Source organism: Paenibacillus sp. SJS-P3 (assembly GCF_056711585.1).
In genome coordinates this window covers 4446940-4471211 of the sequence record NZ_CM160043.1, presented here as the reverse complement: position 1 = coordinate 4471211, position 24272 = coordinate 4446940, and the positions used below count along the sequence as shown (strand labels likewise).

General features: G+C 61.0%; 19 protein-coding genes. 16 read left to right on the top strand and 3 right to left on the bottom strand.

Annotated elements, in window-relative coordinates; translation table 11 throughout:
* Positions 1 to 5 precede the first annotated feature (5 nt).
* The 7 genes from argB (at position 6) to AC06G8_RS20465 (ending at position 8148) form a co-directional block, all read left to right on the top strand.
* Entirely contained in the window at positions 6 to 791 is a 786-nt protein-coding gene (argB, locus tag AC06G8_RS20495) for an acetylglutamate kinase (protein WP_480283744.1), read from the top strand.
* Positions 792 to 1737: 946 nt separating this feature from the next.
* Positions 1738 to 2925 (top strand): acetylornithine transaminase, encoded by a 1188-nt coding sequence (locus AC06G8_RS20490; protein WP_480283743.1) that lies wholly within the window; start codon positions 1738 to 1740, stop codon positions 2923 to 2925.
* A gap of 99 nt (positions 2926 to 3024) precedes the next feature.
* Positions 3025 to 3999, top strand: a complete 975-nt coding sequence (gene argF / locus AC06G8_RS20485) for an ornithine carbamoyltransferase (protein ID WP_480283742.1) — start codon at positions 3025 to 3027, stop codon at positions 3997 to 3999.
* Between the two features lie 85 nt (positions 4000 to 4084).
* Positions 4085 to 5323, top strand: coding sequence for an argininosuccinate synthase (locus tag AC06G8_RS20480; RefSeq protein ID WP_076358049.1), 1239 nt, complete (start codon positions 4085 to 4087; stop codon positions 5321 to 5323).
* 182 nt (positions 5324 to 5505) lie between these two features.
* Positions 5506 to 6921, top strand: a complete 1416-nt coding sequence (argH, locus tag AC06G8_RS20475; protein ID WP_480283741.1) for an argininosuccinate lyase — start codon at positions 5506 to 5508, stop codon at positions 6919 to 6921.
* Positions 6922 to 7035: 114 nt separating this feature from the next.
* Complete coding sequence (locus tag AC06G8_RS20470; RefSeq protein WP_480283740.1) at positions 7036 to 7296, top strand: hypothetical protein; 261 nt, start codon at positions 7036 to 7038, stop codon at positions 7294 to 7296.
* A 144-nt stretch (positions 7297 to 7440) separates the two neighbouring features.
* Complete coding sequence (locus AC06G8_RS20465) at positions 7441 to 8148, top strand: TraX family protein (protein WP_480283739.1); 708 nt, start codon at positions 7441 to 7443, stop codon at positions 8146 to 8148.
* 19 nt (positions 8149 to 8167) lie between these two features.
* Here AC06G8_RS20465 and AC06G8_RS20460 read toward each other — a convergent pair whose 3' ends face one another.
* Together AC06G8_RS20460 and AC06G8_RS20455 are read right to left on the bottom strand one after the other, a co-directional pair.
* The gene (locus AC06G8_RS20460; protein WP_480283738.1) at positions 8168 to 8536 is read right to left on the bottom strand and encodes a hypothetical protein; all 369 of its coding nucleotides are present in this window, start codon (positions 8534 to 8536) and stop codon (positions 8168 to 8170) included.
* Positions 8537 to 8565: 29 nt separating this feature from the next.
* The gene (locus AC06G8_RS20455) at positions 8566 to 10989 is read right to left on the bottom strand and encodes an EAL domain-containing protein (RefSeq protein WP_480283737.1); all 2424 of its coding nucleotides are present in this window, start codon (positions 10987 to 10989) and stop codon (positions 8566 to 8568) included.
* Between the two features lie 298 nt (positions 10990 to 11287).
* Between AC06G8_RS20455 and AC06G8_RS20450 the strand changes: the two genes are divergently transcribed.
* Complete coding sequence (locus tag AC06G8_RS20450; protein WP_480285477.1) at positions 11288 to 12292, top strand: EAL domain-containing protein; 1005 nt, start codon at positions 11288 to 11290, stop codon at positions 12290 to 12292.
* A gap of 191 nt (positions 12293 to 12483) precedes the next feature.
* Here the strand turns inward: AC06G8_RS20450 and AC06G8_RS20445 are convergent, their stop codons facing one another.
* A complete protein-coding gene (locus AC06G8_RS20445; protein ID WP_480283736.1) occupies positions 12484 to 14220 on the bottom strand; it encodes a VanW family protein in 1737 nt (578 codons plus the stop codon).
* A gap of 142 nt (positions 14221 to 14362) precedes the next feature.
* Here AC06G8_RS20445 and AC06G8_RS20440 point away from each other — a divergent pair, with 142 nt between their 5' ends.
* The 8 genes from AC06G8_RS20440 to AC06G8_RS20405 all read left to right on the top strand — a co-directional run bounded on the left by AC06G8_RS20440 (position 14363) and on the right by AC06G8_RS20405 (position 23962).
* Positions 14363 to 15007 (top strand): response regulator, encoded by a 645-nt coding sequence (locus AC06G8_RS20440; RefSeq protein WP_447662899.1) that lies wholly within the window; start codon positions 14363 to 14365, stop codon positions 15005 to 15007.
* 4 nt (positions 15008 to 15011) lie between these two features.
* Positions 15012 to 16136: a sensor histidine kinase gene (locus tag AC06G8_RS20435; protein ID WP_480283735.1), complete on the top strand. Its 1125-nt coding sequence runs from the start codon at positions 15012 to 15014 to the stop codon at positions 16134 to 16136.
* Positions 16137 to 16295: 159 nt separating this feature from the next.
* Positions 16296 to 17234, top strand: coding sequence for an ABC transporter ATP-binding protein (locus AC06G8_RS20430; RefSeq protein WP_480283734.1), 939 nt, complete (start codon positions 16296 to 16298; stop codon positions 17232 to 17234).
* Between the two features lie 11 nt (positions 17235 to 17245).
* Complete coding sequence (locus tag AC06G8_RS20425) at positions 17246 to 18370, top strand: ABC transporter permease (protein ID WP_480283733.1); 1125 nt, start codon at positions 17246 to 17248, stop codon at positions 18368 to 18370.
* Position 18371: 1 nt separating this feature from the next.
* Positions 18372 to 19520 carry an ABC transporter permease gene (locus tag AC06G8_RS20420; RefSeq protein WP_480283732.1) on the top strand — a complete coding sequence of 383 codons (1149 nt, stop codon included), beginning with the start codon at positions 18372 to 18374 and terminating at the stop codon, positions 19518 to 19520.
* 590 nt (positions 19521 to 20110) lie between these two features.
* Positions 20111 to 21673, top strand: coding sequence for an FAD-dependent oxidoreductase (locus AC06G8_RS20415; RefSeq protein ID WP_480283731.1), 1563 nt, complete (start codon positions 20111 to 20113; stop codon positions 21671 to 21673).
* A gap of 317 nt (positions 21674 to 21990) precedes the next feature.
* Positions 21991 to 22599, top strand: coding sequence for a sigma-70 family RNA polymerase sigma factor (locus AC06G8_RS20410; RefSeq protein WP_480283730.1), 609 nt, complete (start codon positions 21991 to 21993; stop codon positions 22597 to 22599).
* Positions 22589 to 23962 (top strand): DUF4179 domain-containing protein, encoded by a 1374-nt coding sequence (locus AC06G8_RS20405; protein WP_480283729.1) that lies wholly within the window; start codon positions 22589 to 22591, stop codon positions 23960 to 23962. Before AC06G8_RS20410 ends, AC06G8_RS20405 begins: the two co-directional genes overlap by 11 nt.
* Positions 23963 to 24272 lie beyond the last annotated feature (310 nt).

Sequence of the window (24272 nt, the reverse complement as noted above, 5' to 3'; positions counted from 1 at the left end):
GGCGGATGGAACAGCGGTTTGTGATGAAATGCGGGGGAAGCACGCTTGCGGCTCTTCCCGCCGCGTTCTTCGAAGATCTCCGGCACCTGCAGGAGCAGGGCGTGAAGCCGGTCATCGTGCATGGCGGCGGCCCCGCCATCTCCGGGACGCTGGAGAAGCTCGGCATCGAGACCGAGTTCGTCGACGGGCTCAGGCGGACGACGGAGGAAGTGCTCGACGTCGTCGAGATGGTGCTCTCGGGAACGATCAACAAGGAGATCGTCAGGCGCATCCAAGGCGCGGGAGCGCGGGCGCTCGGGCTCTCCGGCGTCGACGGCATGCTCATCCAGGCCAGGCCTGTCGGCAATGCCGACAAGGTCGGCCATGTCGGCGAAGTGACGGACGTCAACGCGGAAATCATCGAAGGCGTGATGGGAATGGGCTACATCCCGGTCATCGCGCCGGTCGGCATCGATGCGGCCGGACAGCGTTACAACATCAATGCCGATACGGCGGCTGGAGCCGTCGCTTCCCATCTGGGCGTGGAGCGGATGATCGTCGTGACCGACGTGCCGGGCATCATTCGCTCCGTAGATGGAGCCAAGACGGTCCTGCCTAGCGTGAGCGCGGCCGATATCGAGGAGATGATCGCCAGCGGCGAAATCTATGGCGGCATGATCCCGAAGGTGCGGGCGGCGCTCGCCTGCCTGCACGGCAATGTCCGCGAGGTGACCATTGTCAGCGGCACCGAGCCGGACATTCTCAGCCGGGCGGTCCTCGAGGGCGGCGTCGGCACAGTCATCACATGCTGAAGCGGGAAGTGGACTCCGAAAACGGAGGGCTCTTCCGATGGAGCAGACTCCGAAAACGGAGGGCTCTTCCGATCGCTGTTGAAGCCCGAATTCCTTGAACTTACCCCATGAATGGGGGAATCCGGTCTTCAAATGCGAACGCTCCGCTTCTTCAGAGTCCCTCCGTCTTTCTTCGTCCTTGCGCCTTGCTCGGATGGAAGAAGAAGCTCTGCCTGCTGGCTGGCCCCCATCAGCAGAGTCAGAAATCCGCTCCTGCGGAGCCTGCCTGTAGCGGCAGCTTGAGGCTGATCCGGAGCGAAGCATCCGGAGTAGCGCCTTGGAGCCAGAACCCGGAGCGAAGCATCCGAATTGGCGCCTTGGAGCTGAAGCCCGGAGCGAAGCGGCCGGAGTGGCGCCTTGGGGTTAAATCCCGGAGCGAAGCACCCGGGGTGGCCCTTGGGTTGACTCCCGGAGCGGAGCATCCGAATTGGCGCCTAGGTGCTGAAGCCCGGAGCGAAGCAACCGGGAAGGCACCTTGGGTTGAAGCCTGGAGCGAAGCATTCGGGGTGGCCCTTGGGGTTGAATCCCGGAGCGGAGTGGCCGGAATGGCCCTGGAGAAATGACAATGGTCGCCTTTGCCGCCGGATTTCTACCATTGAATTCATCTATTCATGAAATCTGGCGGCAACAGCGATCGGAAGGGCCATCCGGCCGCGGAGCGAATTCAGGATTCAACAACCGCAAGGGCCATCCAGCAGCGGAGCGACTCTAGGATTCAACAGCAGGAAGGCCATCCGGCAGCGGAGCAACTCTAGGATTCAACAGCCGGAAGGGCCATCCGGCGGCGGAGCGACTCTAGGATTCGACGCACCAAGGGCCATCCGGCGGCGAAGCGACTCCAAGGTTCAGCGCAACAACAGCCATCCGGCTGCGAGTCCATATAACGATAGGGAGAGGTGGATCTGCAATGAGCAACAGCGCACTGTTTCCAACCTACGCAAGATATCCGATCGCGCTCGTCAAAGGCGAGGGAAGCTGGCTCTGGGACGATGCCGGCAAGAAATATCTCGATTTCATGAGCGGCCTCGCCGTCACGAACCTCGGCCATGCTCCGAAAGTGATCAAGGATGCCCTCGTGAAGCAGCTGGATGAAGTCTGGCATGTGTCGAATCTGTTCCATATTCCGGGGCAGGAAGCGGCAGCGGAGCTGCTCGTGAAGCATACATGCGCGGATGCGGTCTTCTTCTGCAACTCCGGAGCGGAGGCGAACGAAGGCGCGATCAAGCTGGCCCGCCGGTACTTCCAGAAGATCAAGGGAGAGCACCGGTACGAGATCATCACCTTCTCCCAGTCCTTCCATGGACGGACGCTCGCGACGCTGACGGCAACGGGCCAGGACAAGGTCAAGGAAGGCTTTCTGCCGCTGCCGGAAGGCTTCACCACCGTGCCGATGGACGATCTCGGCGCGCTCAAGGCTGCCGTGAACGAACGGACCGCTGCGATCATGCTGGAGCTCGTCCAAGCCGAGGGCGGCGTCCTGCCTGTCCGGGCGGAGTTCCTGCACGACATCGTCAAGCTGTGCAAGGATAACGGCATTCTGCTGATCATCGACGAGGTGCAGACCGGGATGGGACGCACGGGCAAGCTGTTCGCCCACGAGCATTACGGCGTGCAGCCGGATATTTTCACCTCGGCAAAAGGGCTGGGAAGCGGCTTCCCGGTAGGCGCCGTCCTCGCGAAGGAATTCCTCCGCGAAGCGTTCACTCCGGGCTCCCATGCGACGACCTTCGGGGGAACGCCGATCGCTTCCGCCGTCGTCAAGGCCACGGTCGAGGAAATCGCCGGCAACCGAGTGTATGACCGCGCGGCAGGCGCGGCCAGCTACCTGACCGGACAGCTGCGCGAGAAGCTCGCCGGCAATCCGTGGGTGACGCAGATCCGCGGGCTCGGCCTGCTGATCGGCATCGAATGCGCAGGACCGGTCGCCGACGTGATCGCGACGATCCACGAGAGCGGACTGCTGGTCGTGCCTGCCGGCCCGACCGTCATCCGCCTGCTGCCGAACCTGCTCGTTTCCAATGACGAGATCGATCAGGCGGTCGGCATCATCGCCGCCGTCCTCAAGGAGAAGACGGTCACGGCATCCCAGAACTAGACATCCCGGAACGAGAAGGGATACAGGTTCCCGATCCCCACGAATCCAAGCGCCGCCGGACGACCGGCGGCGAGCATAGAAAGAGCAGGTGTTCCATTGATGCAGCAACCTCTTATCTTGGCCGGAGCCCGCAGCGAGGAGCTGGCGGCAGGCCTCAAAGGGCGCGATTTCCTCGCGCTGGCGGACTACACGCCGGAGGAGCTCCGCTACCTCATCGATTTGGCGATCGAGCTGAAGCGCGTCCAGAAATCCGGAGAGGCCTATCATCAGCTCAAGGGCAAAACCCTCGGCATGATTTTCGAAAAGGCGTCCACCCGCACGCGGGTCAGCTTTGAAGTCGGCATGTATCAGCTCGGAGGACATGCGCTGTTCCTGAGCGGCAACGATCTTCAGATCGGACGCGGCGAGCCGATCTCGGACACGGCGCAGGTGCTGTCCCGCTATCTGGACGGCATCATGATCCGCACGTTCGCGCACCGCACCGTCATCGAGCTGGCGCGCGCTTCCACCGTGCCGGTCATCAACGGCCTGACCGATTCGGAGCACCCATGCCAGGTCATGGCCGATTACCAGACCGCCCTGGAGCATAAGGGCAGGCTGGAAGGCCTCAAGGTCGCCTACATCGGAGACGGCAACAATATGGCGCATTCGCTGCTCATGGGCGCGGCCAAGCTCGGTCTGCACATGAGTGTGGCGACTCCGGAGGGCTATGAGCCGGACGCCTCTATCGTGAAGCAGACCCAGGCCGTCGCTGCGGGCACGGGATCCGTCATTCACGTCTGCCGCGATCCGCGCGAAGCGATCGAGGGAGCGGACATCGTCTACACCGACGTATGGGCGAGCATGGGCCAGGAGGCCGAGCAGGCGGAGCGCGAGCGGGCATTTGCCGGCTATCAGGTCAATGAAGACTTGACGAAGCATGCCAAGGCCGACTATCTGTTCATGCACTGCCTGCCCGCGCACCGCGGCGAAGAGGTGAGCGAGGGCGTCATCGACGGCAAGCATTCCATCGTATTCGACGAGGCGGAGAACCGCCTGCACGCGCAGAAAGCGATCATGGCCGCACTCATGTAGAGGCGGCTCCGACTATATCCAGATCCGGGCCTGCCTCATGGCATGAAGCTTCCGGAAGGGACAGGGAAAGGACGATAACAGCGACATGGCAAAGGAAAAAATCGTGCTGGCCTATTCGGGCGGCTTGGATACATCCGTCATCCTGAAGTGGCTCAAGGAAACGTATGACGCGGAAATCATCGCCTTCACGGCCGACATCGGCCAGAAGGAAGAACTCGACGGCCTGGAGGAAAAAGCTCTGGCGACCGGCGCCTCCAAGGTCTATATCGACGACCTGCAGGACGAGTTCGCCAAGGACTTCATCTATCCGATGTTCCAGTCCGGAGCTCTCTATGAGGGGCAGTACCTGCTCGGAACGTCCATCGCGCGGCCGCTGATCGCCAAGCGCATGGTCGACATCGCCCGCGCCGAAGGAGCGACCGCGATCGCCCACGGCGCGACGGGCAAAGGCAATGACCAGGTGCGCTTCGAGCTGACGGCCGCTGCGCTGGCGCCGGACATCAAGGTCATCGCGCCTTGGCGCAGCGAGGAATTCCGGGCGCAGTTCCCGGGACGCGCCGAGATGATCGCTTACGCCGAGAAGCACGGCATTCCGGTTCAGGCATCCGCAGCGAAGCCTTATTCCATGGACCGCAACCTGCTGCACATCAGCTTCGAGAGCGGCATGCTGGAGGATCCTTGGTTCGATCCGAGCTCGGAGGAGAACGAGGGCATGTACGTGCTCAGCGTGTCTCCGGAGCGCGCCCCGGACAAGGCCGAATACGTGGAGCTGACCTTCGACCAAGGCAACTGCACCGCGATCAACGGCGAAGAGCTGAGCCCGCTGCAGGTGATGGACAAGCTCAACGAGCTGGGCGGCAAGCATGGCATCGGCCGTGTCGACATGGTCGAGAACCGTTTCGTCGGCATGAAGAGCCGCGGCGTATACGAGACTCCGGGAGGCACGATCCTGTTCAGCGCCCACCGCAAAATGGAGTCGCTGACGATGGACCGCGACGTCATGCATCTGCGCGACTCGCTCATCGCCAAGTACGCGACGCTTGTCTACAACGGCTTCTGGTTCGCGCCGGAGCGGCTTGCGCTGCAGGCGCTCGTCAATGAAAGCCAGAAGAATGTCAGCGGAACCGTCCGCCTCAAGCTGTACAAAGGCAATGTCATCGGCGCCGGCGTCAAAAGCCCGGTCAGCCTGTACAACCCGGACATCGCTACGATGGAGGCCGATCCGTCGCAGGCTTACGACCAAGGCGACGCGACGGGCTTCATCCGGCTGAACGCGCTGCGCCTGAAGGTTTCCTCCGGCGTGGAGCAAAGCCGCAAGGACTGACCTGGCGAAATAGGATTTCGGTCCTGACAAGCAGGCCCGAAGGGCTGCCTGAATGTGGCCGAAAGCCGATCGACGCGCCTGAGCCTTTGCGGGGCGGGCGATGAATCCAAAACAAGCATAAGGGCTTGCTGCGCCGGTCCGGCGCGCAAGCCCGTTGTCATATCCGAAGGGGGAGCAGGGCGATGAGCAAACTGTGGGGCGGAAGGTTCACGAAGCAGACCGACCAGCTGGTCGAGGAATACACGGCGTCGATTACGTTCGACAAGGAATTGGCGGAGGAGGACGTGCGCGGCAGCCTGGCGCATGTGTCGATGCTCGGGAAGCAGGGCATCCTGCCGGCCGAGGACGTCGAGAAGATCAAGAGCGGGCTGAACCGCGTGCTGGAGCGCATCCGCAAGGGTGAGCTGGAGTACAGCGTCTCCGACGAAGATATCCATATGAACATCGAAAAAGCGCTGATCGACGATATCGGCCCTGTAGGTGGCAAGCTGCATACCGGCCGCAGCCGCAACGACCAGGTGGCGACGGACATGCATCTGTACCTGCGCCGGCGCGTCGTCGAGTTCGTCGGTCTGCTGCTCAGCCTGCAGGAAGCGCTCATCGGCCAGGCCAAGGAGAACCTGGACACGATCGTGCCCGGCTACACGCATCTGCAGCGCGCCCAGCCGATCCTGTTCGCCCACCATCTGATGGCCTACGTCAGCATGTTCGGCCGCGACGCCGAGCGGCTGCAGGACAGCTACAAGCGCATCGACACGCTGCCGCTCGGAGCCGGCGCGCTGGCGGGTACGACGTTCCCGATCGACCGCCATTACGTAGCGGAGCAGCTCGGCTTCGGCCGTGTATACGAGAACAGCCTTGACGCAGTCAGCGACCGCGATTTCATCCTGGAGTTCCTCTCCCACGCTTCCATGATCATGATGCATCTGTCCCGCCTGTCGGAGGAGCTGATTCTCTGGTCGAGCACGGAGTTCCGTTTCGTGGAGCTGGACGACGCCTTCTGTACGGGCAGCAGCATCATGCCGCAGAAGAAGAATCCGGACGTGCCGGAGCTTGTGCGGGGCAAGACGGGCCGCGTGTACGGCAACCTTACGGGCCTTCTGACGGTGCTGAAGTCGCTGCCGCTCGCCTACAACAAGGACATGCAGGAGGACAAGGAAGGCATGTTCGATACGGTGAAGACGCTCTCCGGCGCGCTGCGCCTGTTCGCCCCGATGATCGCCACGATGAAGGTGAACGGCAGACAGATGCGCGAGGCGGTCAACAAGGACTTCTCCAACGCGACCGATATCGCCGATTTCCTAGTCGGCAAAGGACTGCCTTTCCGCCAGGCGCATGAGGTGATCGGCAAGACGGTGCTGTACTGCATCGAGAACGGCAAATTCCTGCTGGATCTTACGCTGGATGAATTCAAGGGGTTCTCGGAGCTGTTCGACGAGCGCATCTACGAGGTGCTGCAGCCGGAGACGGTCGTCAATGCGCGCAACGTCTACGGCGGCACAGCCCGTCCGCAGGTCGAAGCCGCCATCGGGCGCGCGGAAGCCGCGCTCGCGGAGACGGCTGGCTGGGTAGAGGCGTATTCCGCCAAGCAGAATTAGCAGGCTGCATGCCTGCACAGCTCCGCAAGCGATGCCTTGCGATCGGAGCGAAGGGAAGAGGGCTCTGTCCGCCTTGCGCGGATGGGGCTCCTTGTCGTTCCAGGACAAGCCATCGTGCGGCTAGGGTCAGAGGAGCGGGCAAGACAGGCTCGGCGGAGGGCAGGGAGAAAGCAAGGAGAGAAAAGGGCAGGGAAAGAGAGGAGAGGGAGGAGATCCACAGGGGAGGACAGGATAGGACAGGAAAGGACAGGAGAGGACAGGAGAGGACAGGAGAGGAGAGGAGAGGAGAGGAGAGGAGAGGAGAGGAGAGAAGAGAACAAGGAAATAGATGGAGGTATTTGGGTTGAAAAAGAGGGGGAAAGAGGGGGACGGTAAGGGGAGAATTGGTCAGAGAGGACAGGAGAGGCGCTCTAACATCGGCGGGGTGGATTTTGGGGATTGAATTCTTTATCATCTATAGCAAAGGCAGGCCATGTCATTAACCGTACTCACGCCTAGTTCGAGAAAGAGGTGACGTTCATGCAGCTGCTGGCGATTTTCTCGATGCTCATCGACCATATCGGCGTCATTTTCTTCCCCGACTCCACAGGCTGGCGCATCGTCGGGCGGATCGCATTTCCCATTTACGCCTATGGAATCGCCGTCGGCTGCCTGATGACCCGCTCCCGAAAACGATACATCGGCAGGCTCGCGCTGCTCGCGGCCATCGCGCAGGTTCCTTACATGCTTGCGTTCGGAACGAGCCATTACAACGTCATCTTTACTCTGCTTGCCGCGGCGCTCGTCATCTTCGCCCTCGATGGCCTACTCGAATGGAGCGCCCGCCCAGCCGGCATTCCCGGCAGCGAACGCAGCGGCCCGAGCAGAGGCCGGCGCATTGCCGGCGGGACTGCCGCGGCCTTCCTGGTGGCAGCAGCCTGCATCATCATGCAGGAGCTTCCTTTCGACTACAATGCCTACGGCTTGCTGCTGATCCTGATCTTCCGGTATGCAGGGCCGAAGAGGATGGTGGTGCTGCATCTGCTGCTGAACGTAGCGATCATCGCCGCATATGGATCATCTTGGGTGCTTCAGCTGTTCAGCATCGCCCCGACGCTGCTGCTCGCCTATGGAGAAGACTGGCGCGAGGGGCTCGACAAGCTGAAAGTTCCCCGCTGGCTGTGGAGATCTTTCTATCCTGCCCATCTGGCGGCTCTGGCGGTATTGGACTTCATGCTTCGCAGCTGAGCATTCGAGCACCCGAGCATCAAAGGCACCCGAGCACAGAGAGCACCCAATCACCAAAGAGCACCCAATCACCAAAGAGCACCCAATCACCAAAGAGCACCCAATCACCAAAGAGCACCCAATCACCAAAGAGCACCCAATCACCAAAGAGTATCGGAGCACTAAAGAGCACCGGAGCAACTCCGAGTGAAGCCTGTTTGAACATAATTCCTTTGAGCGCTCTTTCTTCACGGTAAGATGGGGCTCTGAAGTCTGCGGCTGGATGCGCGAGCCGGCATAGTGCAGCATAAAAAAAGAGCGCCGGGCGTCGACGGACGCAGGCGCTCTTTGTCTTGCGGATGCAGGCTTTGGTTGGTTTCCATCCTTGCTGCAGGGGAGTTCCCTCCATTGAAGCGAGGTCGCTCCTGCTCGCCCGAATTAGGCGCTTGTCGCATTCAGCAAGCCTGGAAGCTCTTCGGCCGGGATCGGCTGGCTGAAGAAATACCCTTGGGCTTCATGGCATTGGCGCTGCTGCAAATACTGCAGCTGCTCGTCGGTTTCCACGCCTTCGGCGATGACCTTGAGCCCGAGGTTATGGGCCATGTTGATGATCGTATGGACGAGCGCTTCGTCCTTGGCATCCTGGAGGAGGTTGCGCGTGAAGGAGCGATCGATTTTGAGGCTGTCGATCGGGAACAGCTTCAGGTAGCTCAGCGAGGAATAGCCGGTGCCGAAATCGTCGATCGACAGGCAGATGCCCATCGCTTTGAGCCTGTGCATGATCGAGATCGCTTTCTCCGAGTTCTGGACGATGCTTTCGGTCAGCTCGAGCTCAAGGTACTGAGGATCCATGCCGGTCGCCTCCAGCGTCGCGCTGACCATCTCGGCAAAGTCGTTCTGCTGGAATTGGCGGGAGGAAATGTTGACGGCGATCCGAATCGGCTCGTAGCCCTCGTCCTGCCAGGCTTTGTTCTGGCGGCACGATTCCTGCAGCACCCATTCCCCGATCGGGATGATGAGGCCGGTTTCTTCGGCCAGAGGAATGAAATCGGCCGGCGAGATAAGGCCCCACTGCGGATGCTTCCAGCGGACGAGCGCCTCGAGACCGACGATCATGCCCGACATGATGTCGACCTGAGGCTGATAGTGAACCTTGAACTCGCCTCTCTGGAGACCTTTGCGCAGGCCGTGCTCCAGCTTCATCCTGTGGGTGACCGCTTCGTTCATTTCCGGCGTGTAGAACTGGAAGTGGTTCTTGCCCTGCTCCTTGACGCGGTACATGGCCGTATCGGCGTTCTGGATGAGCGTCTCCTGGGTCTGGCCGTCGCCGGGGTACACGCTGATTCCGATTGAAGGGGTGACGAACATTTCGTTCCCGGAGATCAGGATCGGCTTGGTGAAGCTTTTGACGATGAGGCGGGCTTTGCGGCTGATCTCATCCGAGGTCGTGCCCGGCAGCAGGATGATGAACTCGTCTCCTCCCAGACGCGATACGGTATCGCCGCTGTCGACGCAGTCCCGCAGCCGCTTCGATACCTGGATTAGCAGCAGATCGCCTGTAGAGTGTCCGAGCGTGTCGTTGACATATTTGAACCGGTCCAGGTCGATGAACAGGATGCCGACCTGGTGGCCTGTCTCCTTGGCGAATTCAAGCGATTGCTTGAGCCGGTCTCCGAGCAGCAGGCGATTGGGCAATCCGGTGAGAGCGTCGAGATAAACCATCTGGTTGATTTTTTGCTCGGCTTTTTTCCGTTCGGTGATGTCCCGGATAATGCTGCTGAAGTACTTCTTTCCGTCTTCGGTCCATGATGCCAGAGACATTTCAATCGGGAATTCCACTCCGTCCTTGCCCAGCCCGGACAGCTCCAGCACGCTTCCGGACCCGTCGGGAGCAAGCGTCGAAGCATAGGGAGCGATTTCCTTGCGGTGCTCGTCGCGCAGGCGGTCGGGAATGATCATCTCCAGCGGCTTGCCGGCCGCCTCGGCTTCGGAGTAGCCGAAGATGCGCTCGGCTCCCTTGTTCCAGGACTGGATGATCGTCCGGCTGTCGGCGAGGATGATGGCGTCGCTGGCGGATTCGACGACGGATTTGAATTTGCGTTCGGACTCCATCGACTGGGATTCGAAGCGCCGGTTCAAGTAGGTGCTGATGAAGACGAGGCCCAGGATGACGAGCATGCCGATGAAAATCGCATAAGCGAGAAGCGTGTTGTCCATCGAAGAGTGGTGGCCGGCGGGAGCGCCGCCCGTATGGTGGAAGGAAGCGGCAGCCATGCCCGTATAGTGCATGCCGGCGACAGCCAGGCCCATCAGGACCGCTCCGGCGGATTTGAATCTCCACACGCCGGGAGTGCCGGAGCGCTGCTTGATGGCGAAGATCAGATGAAGGGCGGCCAGGGAAGCCAGGACGGAGATGGCGCATGATGCCGCTACCAGAGGGACGTTGTAGGTCACATGCGCCTCGACGACAATGGCATTCATGCCGATATAATGCATGGAAACGATCCCGGTTCCCATCAGCACGGCGCCCGAGCATGAGCGCAGGACAGGAAGAGACGAGCCGCTCACGGTGATCAAGGCAAGGCCGGAGGCGAATATCGCCGGTACGATGGATACCAGGACCAGCATCGGATGATAGGTGACCCGGACGGGCAGATGCATGGCCAGCATGGCGACGAAATGCATCGACCAGATGCCGAGCCCCATCGCGACGGCGCCGGAAAGGGTCCAGATGTAGCGCGTGCGTTTTTTGGCCTTGTCGATCAATATGGCAAGATCAAGAACCGTGAACGATGAGATCACGGCGATCAGGATGGATAGGACAGCAAGCGGCATGTTATAGGAGCTGTGAAGGATAGGCATCGGCGGTTGATCTCCTTAGACAATCGGCGGACGGCGGCAAGCCGGTTTCCTTTTTGTATATAACGGCAAAGTGCAGATGGTTGGTAAGCTTTTTTTGAAGAAGGAAAAAAATTTCTTCTCTTCGATTGTTTCAACATGGGGAGAAACGGGTATAGAAAAAGTTGCCATTCCCTTTTCGGATATATCTGGAAAAAGAATATATTTATCGAAATGAAAATAATTTGGGGAGACTGGCCTCTTGGCCGAGGCTGGATTATAAGATTAGGAGCGGGTAAGGGTGGAATGCTCAAGCTGCAGGATGGAACCGTTGGGAATCGAGCTTCGCTGCGGCGGAGAGGAAAGTCTGCTCGCCGTCCGCGAAGCGGCAGATCATCTGAGTAGTCAAGGAAAAGGCGCGGTTTTCGAGGACAACATACTGAGGATATCGGAAACGGAGTTGCCGGGCATGCTGGATTTTTGCCGGGACCATGCCGACGCCGAGATGATTACATTTCGGATTGCTGCCGAAGGAGGATGGAGGCCCTTGGCCGAAGCCGGCTCGATCGCCGGCACGAAGTGGGTCGATGACCTGATCCGAGAGGAGCGGATCATCTGCCATATCCAGCCGATCGTCGACGGGAGCGGGGAGCTGTACGCCTATGAGTTCCTGGCGAGGTTCATTCGGGAGGACGGGACCTTGATCTACCCGGGCGAAATGTTCCAGGCGGCCCGGGAGCGGGGGCGTCTGTACGCGCTGGACAAAGCTTGCCGAATGGCTGCGGTCAGGCATGCGGCTCCTTTGAAAACAAGAGCTTTCATTAATTTTGTCCCGACATCCATCTACGCTCCCGAATATTGCCTCCGGACGACCGTGAATCTTGCGGCGAAGCTTGGAGCGGATCCTTCCCTGTTCGTCTTCGAAGTGGTGGAGACGGACAAGGTCGAGGACACGGAGCATTTGAAGCGGATTCTGGCCTACTACCGCGAGCGGGGATTCCAGTGCGCCCTGGACGATACGGGTGCGGGATACAGCACGGCAGATCTGTTGGAGGAGCTGAGCCCCCATTACATGAAGCTGGATATGCAGAATGTGCAAGGCGTCGCTCAGGATGCGGACAAGCAGCGCTCCGCGCTTTCGTTTCTGGAAGCGGCCTTGCAGGCCGGCGCCGTCCCGCTTGCAGAAGGAGTCGAGCAGCAAGAAGATTTCGAATGGCTGAAGCGGAATGGCTACCAGCTGTTCCAGGGCTATCTGTTCGGCAAGCCGGCCCCGGTGGACCGTTATTATCCCGGCGGCAGCGATGCGGCGGCTGCGGTCATCGCTTGAAGGCGCGGAATTCTGGCCTCGCAGCGGCCGGCTGCGCAGTCATGGACTACTGCACAGTCATGGACTGAAGGCGAACGCCTCCATCTCCTCCATGCGGCAGCTATCGTCATCGGCTGAAGGCCAATATCCCCGCCGCGCCGATGACAAGCACGCGCTCATCGGCTGAAGACGAGGAGCATTGGCATCGGCTGCTATGGCAGCAACCGGATGCCGTCCTCCAGCAAGCCTGCCGATGGAACTTCCGGCAGGTCCGTGCCGCCAATTGCCGGACCGGAGTCCAAGCCGTCGGGTGACGGGGATGCCGCGCGCTCCGGCTGCCGCCCGATGCCGACGATTTCCGGCTGGGCTTTGTACGTATCCCGGGAAATGCGGAGGCGCGAGGTCTCTTTGCCCTTTACATAACGGATCCGATACGTATCGACTACATAACCTCTTTTGCCCGGCGTCAAAACCCGGCTCTCGCCGGGAGCAAGCAGCGAGGTCGGCTCCAGCTGAACGGCAGGGGAGAGGGATCGGACGGTCTCGGATCGGATCTCATACTTGACGTCGGGGGAGAGGGTGCCGTACAGCTTGACCGTCAGCTTTCCATCGCCCGAGCTTGTCTGGATGAGAATATGCTTGCCGGTGGAATTGCGGAAGCGGAAGTTGATGACGCCATCGGCAAAGGTAGCGTCCCGCCCCAGAGGGAGATAGGAGACGGGAAGCGAATGGTTGCGCCGCTCCACGATGTCGAGGCCGGCCAGCAGCACGGCATTGTAGAGCGTGCTGGACACCTGGCAGATGCCGCCCCCGATGCCGGGGGCGAGCTGGCCGTTCAGAATGACGGGCGCTTCCCGGTAGCCGGTCTCGCGCTCCGTGATTCGGATGATCTCTCCATAATCGAAGACGTCGCCCGGCTTCATGATCCAGCCGCTCAGAGTTCGGGCCGTCTCCGAGACATTGAACGCCCTTCCCTGGGAGCTGGCGCTGTAGTCGGTCGTGAAGCTCGCGATCAGCCGATCGATTCCTTCCTCCCGCAGCGACGCCAGCGTGACCTTGGGGAGCATCGCTTTCATTTGAAGCCTTCCTTCCAGAACGGGGCTGACGCCCAGCTGCTTCAGCAGCGCTTTGCCTTTGAGCCCTGTCAGGGAACGAGCCGAGGGCAGGCGCGAATCCTGCAGCTCTGACGCGGCAATCCCGCCAAGCATCGCCCAAGCTCTGACCTGGGCGTACTGCCGGTCCAGATCCAGGTGGAGGACGCTCCGCCCCGGCGTGTACACGACTCGGTCATCCGGGGCAATCGTCCGCATCGCGTCGACGGGCTGCCGCTCGTCGTAGAAGCCCCATTCCCGGCGCAGCGCGGCATCGAACGTCCCGCGGCGGGACTCGAGCTTCGCGTGCAGCCGCTGGTCCCAATGCCAGCGGTACTTGGCCCGGCTCCATGCGGAGCCTGTGGCCAGCCGGCGGATCGCAGCCTCCGCTTCCTCCAGCCGGAGCCGGAACCCGAGCGCCCGCAGCGTCCAGGAGGCGTGGCGGGACGCTTCAGCTTCCAGGCCGCCAGGCGCGTTGCGGGACGCCACGGCCGCCAGGCTGCCGGGCGCATCGGCCGCAGGGATGCCGCCGGCAATTCCTTCGGCGCTGCCGGTTTCGTTCGGAATACGGCTTGCCGCAATGCCCCCGCCGGCTGAGGCCGGGGGCTTGTCCGCGTTGAAGGAGGCGAGGCCTCCTCCATCCTGCAGGATGACCGCGCGGCCATCCATCGCTTCTCCGTACGCCTGCAGCAGCCGCAGCGCCTCCTGCCTCGGCAAGCCTCCGACAGGCAGCCCTCCCGCCGCGGTGCCGGAGGGAACGGTCGTTTTGGAGCCGTATATCCATAGAGCTCCCCATGCGGCGCAAGCGGCGAGCAGCAGGGCAAGGAGAATGATCAGCATCAGATGCAGCCTTTTCACGGGCAGTCCTCCCATCAGGCATCGTTCGTCATGTATATGCCCGGCCTGGGGCAATTAGTCTCTTCGCGGCTTTCCTTTTCATGGTAAACTACCACTTAAAGCCTGTGGAAACAGGCCCCGGACGCCATAGGGAGGAATACCGATGATCAGGGTGCTGATTGCCGACGACAATTCATTCATCAGGGAAGGAATGCGCATCATCCTCGCCAGCTTCGGCGAGTTCGAGATCGTCGCCGCGGTCGAGGACGGCCTCCAGGCCGTCGACTACTGCAAGGCGAATGAGGTGGACGTAGCGCTGCTGGACGTGCGGATGCCGAACATGAACGGGGTGGAAGCCGCCCGGCTCATCTCGGAGGGGTCGCAGGCGAAACCGCTCATCCTGACGACTTTCGACGATGACGCCTATATTCTCGATGCGGTGCGCAGCGGCGCCAAGGGATATCTGCTCAAGAACAACGATCCGGAGCAGATCGCGGCTGCGATCCGCAGCGTCCATGGCGGCCACAGCGTGCTGCAGGACGCCGTGCTGGAGAAGCTGAGAGCCGGCCTGACCGCTCCCGCCGCCCCGGCGGCTCCGGAGCCGGCGATCGACCGCAGCCTGTTTACGGAGCGGGAGCTCGAAGTCATGGCCCGGATCGCGAAGGGGCGGTCCAACAAGGAAATTTCCCGCGAGCTGTTCATCTCCGAAGGCACGATCGCCAACTACATCACCTCCATTTTGAACAAGACAGCCCTGGAGCACCGGACGCAGATCGCGATCTACTATCTCACGGGCAAGCTTTCCTGACGCCATGCAGCTGTGGACGATGGGCAACAAGCTGCTTGCGCTGGCCTTCATCATGGCATCAGCCTACTTCGCCGACGGGACCGCGGCGCATTCGTCGCTGCTCATGCTGCTCGCGCTTCTCTACATCGCGCTAAGCATGTCGGTTCGCCTGCTTGGCCACATCAACGCCAAAACCGGCGCCATTGCGGCGGTCATCCTGTTCGTGCTCGCCGCGAGCGCATACGGCAGCCCCTTGTTCGTGCTGCTGCTGCCTTTCAGCGCCTGCGAGCTGGCCTTTCTGCACGGCAGGCGGAGAGCCATGCTGCAGGCGGGATCGCTCCTGCCCCTGCTCTTTCTCCGTGACGGGCTGCTTGTCGGCTATGTTTTCGTAGCCGTTGCGGCCTGGTTCCATTATCTGCTGTACTCGGCGCAGCTCATGAAGGCCATCGGCCTCGAGGAGGAGCTGGACCGGCTGCGCATGAAGCAGGAGAGGCTGGCCCGCCGCCTGAGCGACGGGCAGGAGCTGCAGCGGAACTCCGAGTACACGCACAAGCTGGAGGAGCGCAACCGGCTGTCGCAGGAAATCCATGACGGCGTCGGCCATTCCATGACCGGCGCCCTCATCCAGATGGAGGCGGCGAAAATGCTCCTGGCGCGGGATCCGGAGCGGGCGGGGCAGCTGCTGGACAATGCGATCGGCATCTCCAAGGGGGCTATCGAGGAGATCCGGCTGACGCTGCATCGCCTCAAGCCTCCGACGGAGCAGCTCGGGATGAGCCGGCTGCGCGAGAAGGTCGAGAGCTTCGGGATGAGCAGCGGCCTGCAGGCGGGCGTCAGCGGGAGCGGCGATCTGGAGTCCATCGGGCCTCTTTATTGGAAGATCATCCAGGACAACGTGACGGAATCGCTCACCAATGCTCTCAAATATAGCGGCGCGACGGCCGTCCATGTCGAGGTCAGCGTGCTGAAGCGCTACATCAAGGCGGTCGTGACGGACAACGGGCGGGGCAAGGACAAGATCGTCAAAGGGCTTGGACTCAAGGGCATGGAGGAGCGGGCGGCTTCGGTCGGAGGCACCGTCGTCGCGGACGGCAGCCGCGGCTTCAGCGTCACGACGCTGCTGCCATCCGGGGACAAGCCTGGAGAATGAAGGGATACATGAAGAAATTCATGGTCCCCCGGACGGCTGCCCTCTACAAGAACATGAGATTTCTCATATCCGAAGGGTGAACTTATGCACTGACATAGGGGCATCCTTTTTTCTTATACTGAGAGCATCAAATGGATGAGGGAAACGGAGTGGGGATCAATGAACGTGTTGGAAATTCAAGGTCTGACCAAAAAATTCGGAAATTTCGTCGCGGTGGACAATATGACTCTGAACGTGAAGGAAGGCGAGATCTTCGGCTTCCTCGGGTCCAACGGAGCGGGCAAGAGCACGACGATCAACATGATCTCCTCGCTGCTGCAGCCGAGCGCGGGAGAGATCCGCATCCTCGGCAAGGACAGCCGCAAGCATAGCCGCCACGCCAAGACGAACCTGGGCATCGTGCCTCAGGATCTGGCTATCTACGACGACATGACCGCTTATGAGAATGTGGCCTTCTTCGCCGGCCTCTACGGCCTGCGGGGCAAGCTGCTGAAGGAGCGGACCGAAGAAGCGCTTGAATTCGTCGGCCTCGGCGACCGCGCCAAGAGCCGTCCCTCCACCTTCTCCGGCGGCATGAAGCGCCGGCTGAACATCGCCTGCGCCATCGCGCACAAGCCGAGCCTGATCATCATGGACGAACCGACCGTCGGCATCGATCCCCAGTCCCGGAACTACATTCTGGAGTCGGTGAAGAAGCTCAACGAATCCGGCTGCACGGTCATCTACACGAGCCACTACATGGAGGAGGTCGAAGAGATCTGCTCCCGGGTCGCCATCGTCGACCATGGCAAGATCATCGCGGACGGCACCAAGGAGCAGCTCAAGGCGATCATTACGGATGTCAAGGATCTGTCGATCGAGCTGAAGCCGGGCTCGGCTTACAGCCTTCAGAGCCTCAGCCGGATTCCCGGCGTGCGCGCGGTGAACGAGAAGGAAGGGCGTCTGAGCATTCAGAGCGACGCGGCCGTGGACAATCTGAACCGGATTCTGAAGTCGCTGATGGACGGCGGCGCCGAAGTGAAGGCATTGCAGGAAGAAGAGCCGAATCTCGAGACGGTCTTCCTGACGCTGACGGGCCGCAGCCTGCGGGACCAATAGGAGGGGTCGAGATGAATGTGATCAAAATCGCGCTCAAGGAAATGCTCCTGAGCTTCCGGAACCGGCGCACGCTGTTCTTCATGCTCGCCTTTCCGCTTGTCCTGATGCTGGTGCTCGGCACGGCCCTTGCCAATGCGTTCAGCACGACAGCTTCCATGGATACGATCCGCGTGCTGGTGCAGGATCAGAGCAGCGGCGCCGCGCAGCAGGGATTTGCGGGATTCCGGGCGGAGATGGAGAAATCCGGCTTTGCTTTCACGGACTTGAAGCCCGGCATGGACGGGGCGGCGGAAGTGGAGAAAAACAACTATGACGACTATGCAATCGTGGCGAACAGCGGCATCAAGCTGTATGGAAGCGACCGCAACGCCGTCGCGAGCAACATGACCCAAGGCATGCTCTCGGCCTATGCCGACCGCTACAATGCCGCAGCCGCCATCGCGGCGGCCGATCCGGCCAAGGCTGCCTCCGCGTTCCAGCCGGCGCCTTCCGGCGGGTACGTGAAGGAGCTGTCGCTGGATCTGGACCGCATGCCGGGCTCGATGGATTACTACGCGGTCGCGCTGACCGTCATGATCGCCCTGTGGGGCGCGATGTCGGCGGCCAACCTCGTCAAGAGCGAGATCAGGCAGGGCACGGCGGCGCGCCTGGTGGCCGCTCCGGTGCGCAAGGGAGAGATTTTTGCCGGCAAGGTGCTCGGCAATCTGGCGGTCAACATGCTCTGCGTGCTTGTCGTCATTACGTTCAGCAAGGTCGTCTACCATGCCTACTGGGGCGACAACCTGCCTCTCGTCCTGCTCGTCCTGCTCTCCGTCGTCGTGCTGTCGACCAGCCTGGGGCTTGCGGTCAGCTATCTCCTGAAGTCGAGCGCATCGGGCGGTCTGATCTCCCTGGCGGTGCAGGCGGCCTCCTTCTTCGGCGGCGCGTACTTCCCGATCGGAGTGGTCGAGAAGAACAGCCTGCTGGGCATCGCCGCCAGCCTGTCCCCGATCCGGTGGGCGAACATGGCCTTGAACAATATGATCTACCTCGGCGACAACACCCAAGTGTTTCAGACCATCGGGCTCAACGCCGGTCTTGCCGCGCTGCTGCTGGCAGCCTCGGCCTATATGATGAGCAAGCGGGAGGGATTGTAACATGTGGAGAGATATATGGTGGGTGGCCGTCCATACCTTGAAGAACACCTTCCGCAAAAGGAGCAGCCTGCTCGTCTACCTGGGGCTGCCGATCATCGGAGTCGTCGGCTCGATCATGCTCTACGGCAGCTCGGGACAGCAGGTGCTGCGCGTCGGCATCGCCAATGAGGACGGCAGCGCCGTCATCGCCGCCGATACGGCGGCCTACGTCGGCAGCCTGCAGCATGTGAAGACGACGCTGCTGACGCGGGAGGAGCTGAAGAAGAAGCTGGCGTCGGCGGACCTGGACTCGGGCCTGATTATGGAGAGGGGCTATTCCGACAGCGTGGCGGCAGGCAAGCCGGAAGGAATCGCCATTCAATCCGTCAAAGGCCAGACCGTGACGGCATATATCAAAGGCATGCTGAACGCATACCTGGACAATACGGCGGCCATAAGCCGCACAGCCGGCGGGGACCGGGCGGCCTTCGACAAGCTGTATGCCGATTACCGCGGCGGAGAGTTCAAGCTCGAGACGCAGCAAGTCGCCGATACATCCCTGACGAAGGCGATGTCGGTCCAGTCCATCGGGTTCCTGATCCTGTTCATGATGACCGCGGCCGTCAATCTGTCGGAAATCATCCTGAAGAGCCGCGAAGACCGGACGTATTACCGCATTCTGTCTTCTCCCATCAGCGCCCGCTCGTACGTGCTCGCCAACGTCCTGGTCAACATCGCCGTCATGGTCGTGCAGGTGGCCGTCGCTCTCGTCGCGCTCCGCTACGTCTTCGGCGTCGACCCGGGCCTTCCGATCGCCCAGCTCGGGGGCATGCTGATCCTGTTCGCCCTCGTCTCCGTCAGCCTCTCGCTCGTCATCGTCGCCTTCTCCAAAAACTCGGCGGTATCCGGGGCGATGTCGAACTTCATCATTACGCCGAGCTGCTTGCTGGCCGGATGTTTCTTCCCGATCTCGATCATGCCGGACACGATCCGCAAGATCGGCGACTTCATGCCGCAGCGCTGGGTGCTCCAATCGATCGACGAGCTGCAGACCGGAGATACGAGCCGGATCGCGATCAACCTAGCCGTGCTGGCTGCCTTCGCTCTTGTGTTCTTCCTCGTCGCGGCTTACAAATTCGGCCGCAACAACGACACGAAAACGTTCGTGTAGGCAGTCTTGCCGCCAAAACAAGGCAAATAGGGCATATGAGGCAATTGGTGCAAATAGGGCAAATGTGCAAATGGTGCAATAGGGCAAAGCGAAAACAACCGGCGGGCATCCCCCCGGTTGTTTTTGCATTCAGTAAACGTCCAATACGGGGCTCCCGCCCCGGATCATGTCGGTGACGGCGTCATACAGGTTGGGAGGATGCTCGGCGATCCGGTGGCAGGCACAAGTACCATTCCTCGCCATACGTGACGTAGATCCGGGTCGGGACGCCGGATTCCTTCCAGTCCCGCGCCGACTCCGGGGCGATTCCGTACCGCATCTCGAGCTTGCCAGAGGATGCCGGACATACCCGCGAGCGTCCGCCTCCTGGATCAAATCCCGGCCATGCGTGGCGATGGATGTCTGCTTGCCCTGCTGCAGAGCCAGGCCGACCAGCTCCAGTTAGCGCGCGTCCTTCAGCAGCGAGAGGTCGCCGAGCGAGCGCGGCAGCCGGGCCTGGAGGGTGATGCCGAGATTCGACGCCTGGTTTTGATTCCGTCAGGTTGTGGGAATAACAGAAATAGGAAATCCAGCATATGGGAGGTTCAATCATGGACAACAGCAATCCTTCTTCATCCAGCAAGCTTCCCCGCTACCCGGAATCGATGTGGAGGGCAACGGAGGAGCTGCCGCAATTCGAATCTCTGCGCGGCACCGTGGAAGCCGATGTGGCCGTTATCGGAGGCGGCATCACGGGGATAACGGCGGCTTACCTGCTCAGCAAGCAGGGGCTCAAGGTCGTGCTTGCGGAGGCGGGCCGGCTTCTGGACGGAACGACCGGACATACGACCGCCAAAATCACAGCCCAGCACGGCATGATCTACGACAAGCTGCTGCAGCATTTCGGCAAGGAGCAGGCCAAGCAGTATTACGATGCCAACGACGAGGCGTTGAAATGGATGACGCAAATCGTGGCGGAGCTCGGCATCGACTGCGGTCTGGAAACTCAGGATGCCTATATTTATGCCGATAACGATGCCGACTTGAAGCAGCTGCATACGGAGTGGAAAGCCTACCAGACTATCGGCATACCGGGAGAATGGACGGACAAGCTTCCGCTGGACGGTTTGTCGGAGAAAGGCGCGATCAAGCTGCCGGGCCAGGCGCAGTTCCATCCGCTGCAATACCTGAAGAAGCTGTTGGCCGAAGCGCAGCGCCACGGTCTCAAGGTGTACGAGAATACGACCGCGAGCGGAAAGGTGAAGGATGACGACAACGGGCGCCTGCAGGTGGAGACGGAAGCGGGCGGCACCATTTCCTGCAGCTGGGCGGTTTCGGCCTCGCATTTTCCATTCACGGACGGCGGCGGCATGTTCTTCTCCCGGCTGCATGCGATGCGCTCCTACATCGTCGCGGTCGAGCCGGAGAAGCCTTTCCCGGGCGGCATGTACATCAGCGCGGGCAGCACCGTCCGCTCGCTGCGCTCGGCTCAGCTGGGAGACAAGCGGGTCGTGCTCGTCGGCGGAGACAACCACAAGACGGGCCAGGGCATTCCGATGATCCAGCATTTCGAGGCGCTGGAGCAATTCGGAGATTCCCTGCTCGGCGCCAAGAGCATTCCTTACCGATGGTCCGCGCAGGATCTCGTCACCCTCGACGAAGTGCCCTACATCGGGCCGATCACGGGCAAGCATCCCAACCTGCTCATCGCCACCGGCTACAACAAATGGGGAATGACGACCGGCACGCTCGCCGCGCTGATCGTGAACGATCTCGTCGCGAACGGCCAGAGCAAGCATCTGGAGCTGTTCAAGCCTTCGCGCTTCAAGGCCGACCCGTCGCTCAAGACGTTCGTGGCCCAGAACGCCAACGTCGCCGGAGAGTTTATCTCCGGCAAGCTGGACGCTCCGTCCCGGACGCCGGATTCGCTGGAGCCGGACGAGGGCGCCGTCGTCAAGGTCAAGGGCAAGCGCGCCGGCGCCTATCGCGACTCGCAAGGAGCGCTGCATGTCGTGGATACGACCTGCACGCATATGGGCTGCGAGTGCAAGTGGAATTCCGGCGACCGCTCCTGGGACTGCCCGTGCCACGGCTCGCGCTTCGGCTATGACGGCACCGTGCTGGAGGGACCGGCGACGCAGCCGCTGAAGCAGCTAGAGGTCGAGCAGGGCTGATTTTCGGGCAAGCGTCCGGCCCCTGGCGGCCGGATGCTCGGAAGAGGGCGGGAATTCAAGAGGCTGTCCCCTGGGTCGTGGAGATGGCCAGGGGCAGCTTCTTCGTTTTTTATGCGCATCCGGTTTCATAGGAGAGGAGTGGGGCTCGGAACGAGCCCTATTTGCTTTAGCCAGCGCATTGCTGGAAAATAAGGCTCAAGTAGCAGTCTCATCCTTGTCCTGCGTACCTCAAGCCAGCCTCGGGCCGGCTTTTTTTGCTGCGGCCAAAACCGTTTGACGGCGTTCGAAGTCTAATGCGGAGAAGGGGAGGGAAGGGCTTGGACAACGAAACGACGACAACGGCCTGCCAGGTTCCTGAACCGGCCGCTTCCTTGTCGGAAGCACAAGCAAAGGACGGCTCCGCGGCGTTGGCCGCCCAAGCCCGCGCGGGCGACGAAGGCGCCTTCCTGCAGCTGATGGGCGATTCGCGGGATCGGCTGCTGCGGATCGCCCTTGCCTACCTGCGCAGCGAGGAAGCGGCGCTGGAAGCCATTCAGGAGACGACCTTGCGTGCGTACATGAAGCTGGGCAAGCTCAAGGAACCGGCTTATTTCCAAACCTGGCTGATCCGGATTCTGATGAACGTCTGCATCGACGAACAGAAGCGGCGCCGCAGACAGAGACCGGCCGAAAGGCTGCCCGAAGCTCCCGCTGCGGAATTCGGAATGCTTGGAATCGATGACAGGCTGCGGATGGAGGAGGCCATTGCCGAGCTGGAGCCAAAGCTCAGGCAGGTTGTCATTCTCAAATATTACGACGATATGACGCTGACGGAAATCGCCAAGCTGCTGGAGAAGCCGGAGGGCACGGTGAAGACCTGGCTGAACAAGGCGCTGGCGAAGCTGAGAGCATGGATGAGAGAGGGGGAGGCGCGGGATGAAGGATGATCAGCAACCGGATTTGTCCGTTCTGGCCGAAGACAGGGGGATTGATCCTGTTCTCGCAGGACGGGCGGACGCAGCGATTAGGGCGGGACTTGCGGCCGGCAAGGAAAGGAAGCGGGGAAGGCGAAGGACGGTAAGCCGGAGAATCTATGCCGCTTCGGCCGCTTGCCTCCTGCTCCTCGTCTGCCTGGTGACCATCCGCGTATCCCCGGCATTCGCGTCTGCCGTCAGGCAGATTCCGGGAATGGCCTCGCTGGTGGACGCGATCCGCCAGGAGTACGCCAACGACCAATCCATCCTGGACGCGGTGGATAACGACTACATGCAGAAGGTAGGGCTGTCGGATGAGCATGGCGGGCTGAGGTTCACCGTGGAAGGCATCGTCGCGGACGAGTTCCGGATGAATCTGCTGTACAGCATCGAAGGGCTGCGCCCCGATGAACAGGTCGAGCTGCATGATTTGAGTCTGACTGACGGGACGGACCGGCGGCTGCAAGTCGGCTACGGCTCATCCGGGCACGTCACGGGCCAAGCGGGCGGAGCCAAGAATATGGAGAACATCTCCGTTCTGTTCAGCAAGGAGGAGCCGTTGCCGGATAAGCTGGGCGTCGTGCTCACGCTCCGCAGCCAGGAGTACAAAGTGGCGTTCGCGGTGGACACCGGGAAGTTCGCGGGGCATTCCCGCTCCGTCCCGATGGACTATACGCTGGAAGCCGCCGGACAGAAGATCATCTTCGAGCGGGCCGTCATCTCTCCTCTTACGATTAAAATCGAAGCGCGCTATGCGAAGAGCAATACGATGAAGATTTTCGGCGGAGGCGACATGAAGCTGGTGGACGATACCGGCAAGGAATGGTCCGTTCCCTCCATGAGCTCCGGGACGAACGATCCCGACCGGACGGTCTTCACCTTCCAGAGCAGCTACTTCCGCAAGCCGCAGGCTCTGTATTTGACGGGAACCTGGTTCCGGGCTCTGGATAAGGGCAAGGATGAGATCGTCATCGATACGGAGAAGGGCTTGCTGCTCAAGGCTCCGGACGACAAGGTGTCCTTGCTGGGATCGACGGAGAGCGGCGGCGAACTGCAGCTGCGGTTCAACCTTGATACGGGCCGCAAGGACGACAACATGAGCTACAATCTATTGGACGGATCGTTCATGGACGGGAGCGGAAGCTGGCATGAAGGCAAGCTGCTGGGATCCTCGGTTAGCGCTGATTCCGATGAGATGAACCAGACTATTGCGTTCAAGTACAAAGGGGGCGCCTACAAGCAGCCGCTCACGTTCCCGATCGGCAACTATCCAAATTATATCGAGCGCCAGTATCGGATCCCGATATCATTGTCCGGGGTTTGGGATCAGGATTGACTGCGAGACAGCAGCGGAATTGCGGGGCACGGAACGCCGTTCAGGCGCACCGTGTCTTTTTGATGTTCTTTTTCGGCGGGACAGACAAGGTTTTTTCGACATTTATCTACAAATCGTTGCCAATCTACCGATGTAATGAGAGGGAGTTTCTCTCCCTTGTTCGACAAGGCGGCGAAGGGACGCTTGTCGAATCCGGAACTGCGGACCGGACATGCAGATGAGAATTGTGAAAATTAAGGAAATCCCTTCTTGCAGGAGAGGAAATACGCCTTTTCTGTCGAACATTCATAAGCGGAAAACAGACAGGATG

Bases quoted from the DNA above. Each gene is read 5' to 3' on its own strand.
- argF (WP_480283742.1), top strand. From the start codon at position 3,025: ATGCAGCAACCTCTTATCTTGGCCGGAGCCCGCAGCGAGGAGCTGGCG.
- AC06G8_RS20405 (WP_480283729.1), top strand. From the start codon at position 22,589: ATGAAGGATGATCAGCAACCGGATTTGTCCGTTCTGGCCGAAGACAGG.
- AC06G8_RS20420 (WP_480283732.1), top strand. From the start codon at position 18,372: ATGTGGAGAGATATATGGTGGGTGGCCGTCCATACCTTGAAGAACACC.
- argB (WP_480283744.1), top strand. From the start codon at position 6: ATGGAACAGCGGTTTGTGATGAAATGCGGGGGAAGCACGCTTGCGGCT.
- AC06G8_RS20415 (WP_480283731.1), top strand. From the start codon at position 20,111: ATGGACAACAGCAATCCTTCTTCATCCAGCAAGCTTCCCCGCTACCCG.
- AC06G8_RS20430 (WP_480283734.1), top strand. From the start codon at position 16,296: ATGAACGTGTTGGAAATTCAAGGTCTGACCAAAAAATTCGGAAATTTC.
- AC06G8_RS20490 (WP_480283743.1), top strand. From the start codon at position 1,738: ATGAGCAACAGCGCACTGTTTCCAACCTACGCAAGATATCCGATCGCG.
- AC06G8_RS20460 (WP_480283738.1), bottom strand. From the start codon at position 8,536: ATGGAGGGAACTCCCCTGCAGCAAGGATGGAAACCAACCAAAGCCTGC.
- AC06G8_RS20440 (WP_447662899.1), top strand. From the start codon at position 14,363: ATGATCAGGGTGCTGATTGCCGACGACAATTCATTCATCAGGGAAGGA.
- AC06G8_RS20450 (WP_480285477.1), top strand. From the start codon at position 11,288: ATGGAACCGTTGGGAATCGAGCTTCGCTGCGGCGGAGAGGAAAGTCTG.
- AC06G8_RS20455 (WP_480283737.1), bottom strand. From the start codon at position 10,989: ATGCCTATCCTTCACAGCTCCTATAACATGCCGCTTGCTGTCCTATCC.
- AC06G8_RS20425 (WP_480283733.1), top strand. From the start codon at position 17,246: ATGAATGTGATCAAAATCGCGCTCAAGGAAATGCTCCTGAGCTTCCGG.
- AC06G8_RS20435 (WP_480283735.1), top strand. From the start codon at position 15,012: ATGCAGCTGTGGACGATGGGCAACAAGCTGCTTGCGCTGGCCTTCATC.
- argH (WP_480283741.1), top strand. From the start codon at position 5,506: ATGAGCAAACTGTGGGGCGGAAGGTTCACGAAGCAGACCGACCAGCTG.
- AC06G8_RS20480 (WP_076358049.1), top strand. From the start codon at position 4,085: ATGGCAAAGGAAAAAATCGTGCTGGCCTATTCGGGCGGCTTGGATACA.
- AC06G8_RS20465 (WP_480283739.1), top strand. From the start codon at position 7,441: ATGCAGCTGCTGGCGATTTTCTCGATGCTCATCGACCATATCGGCGTC.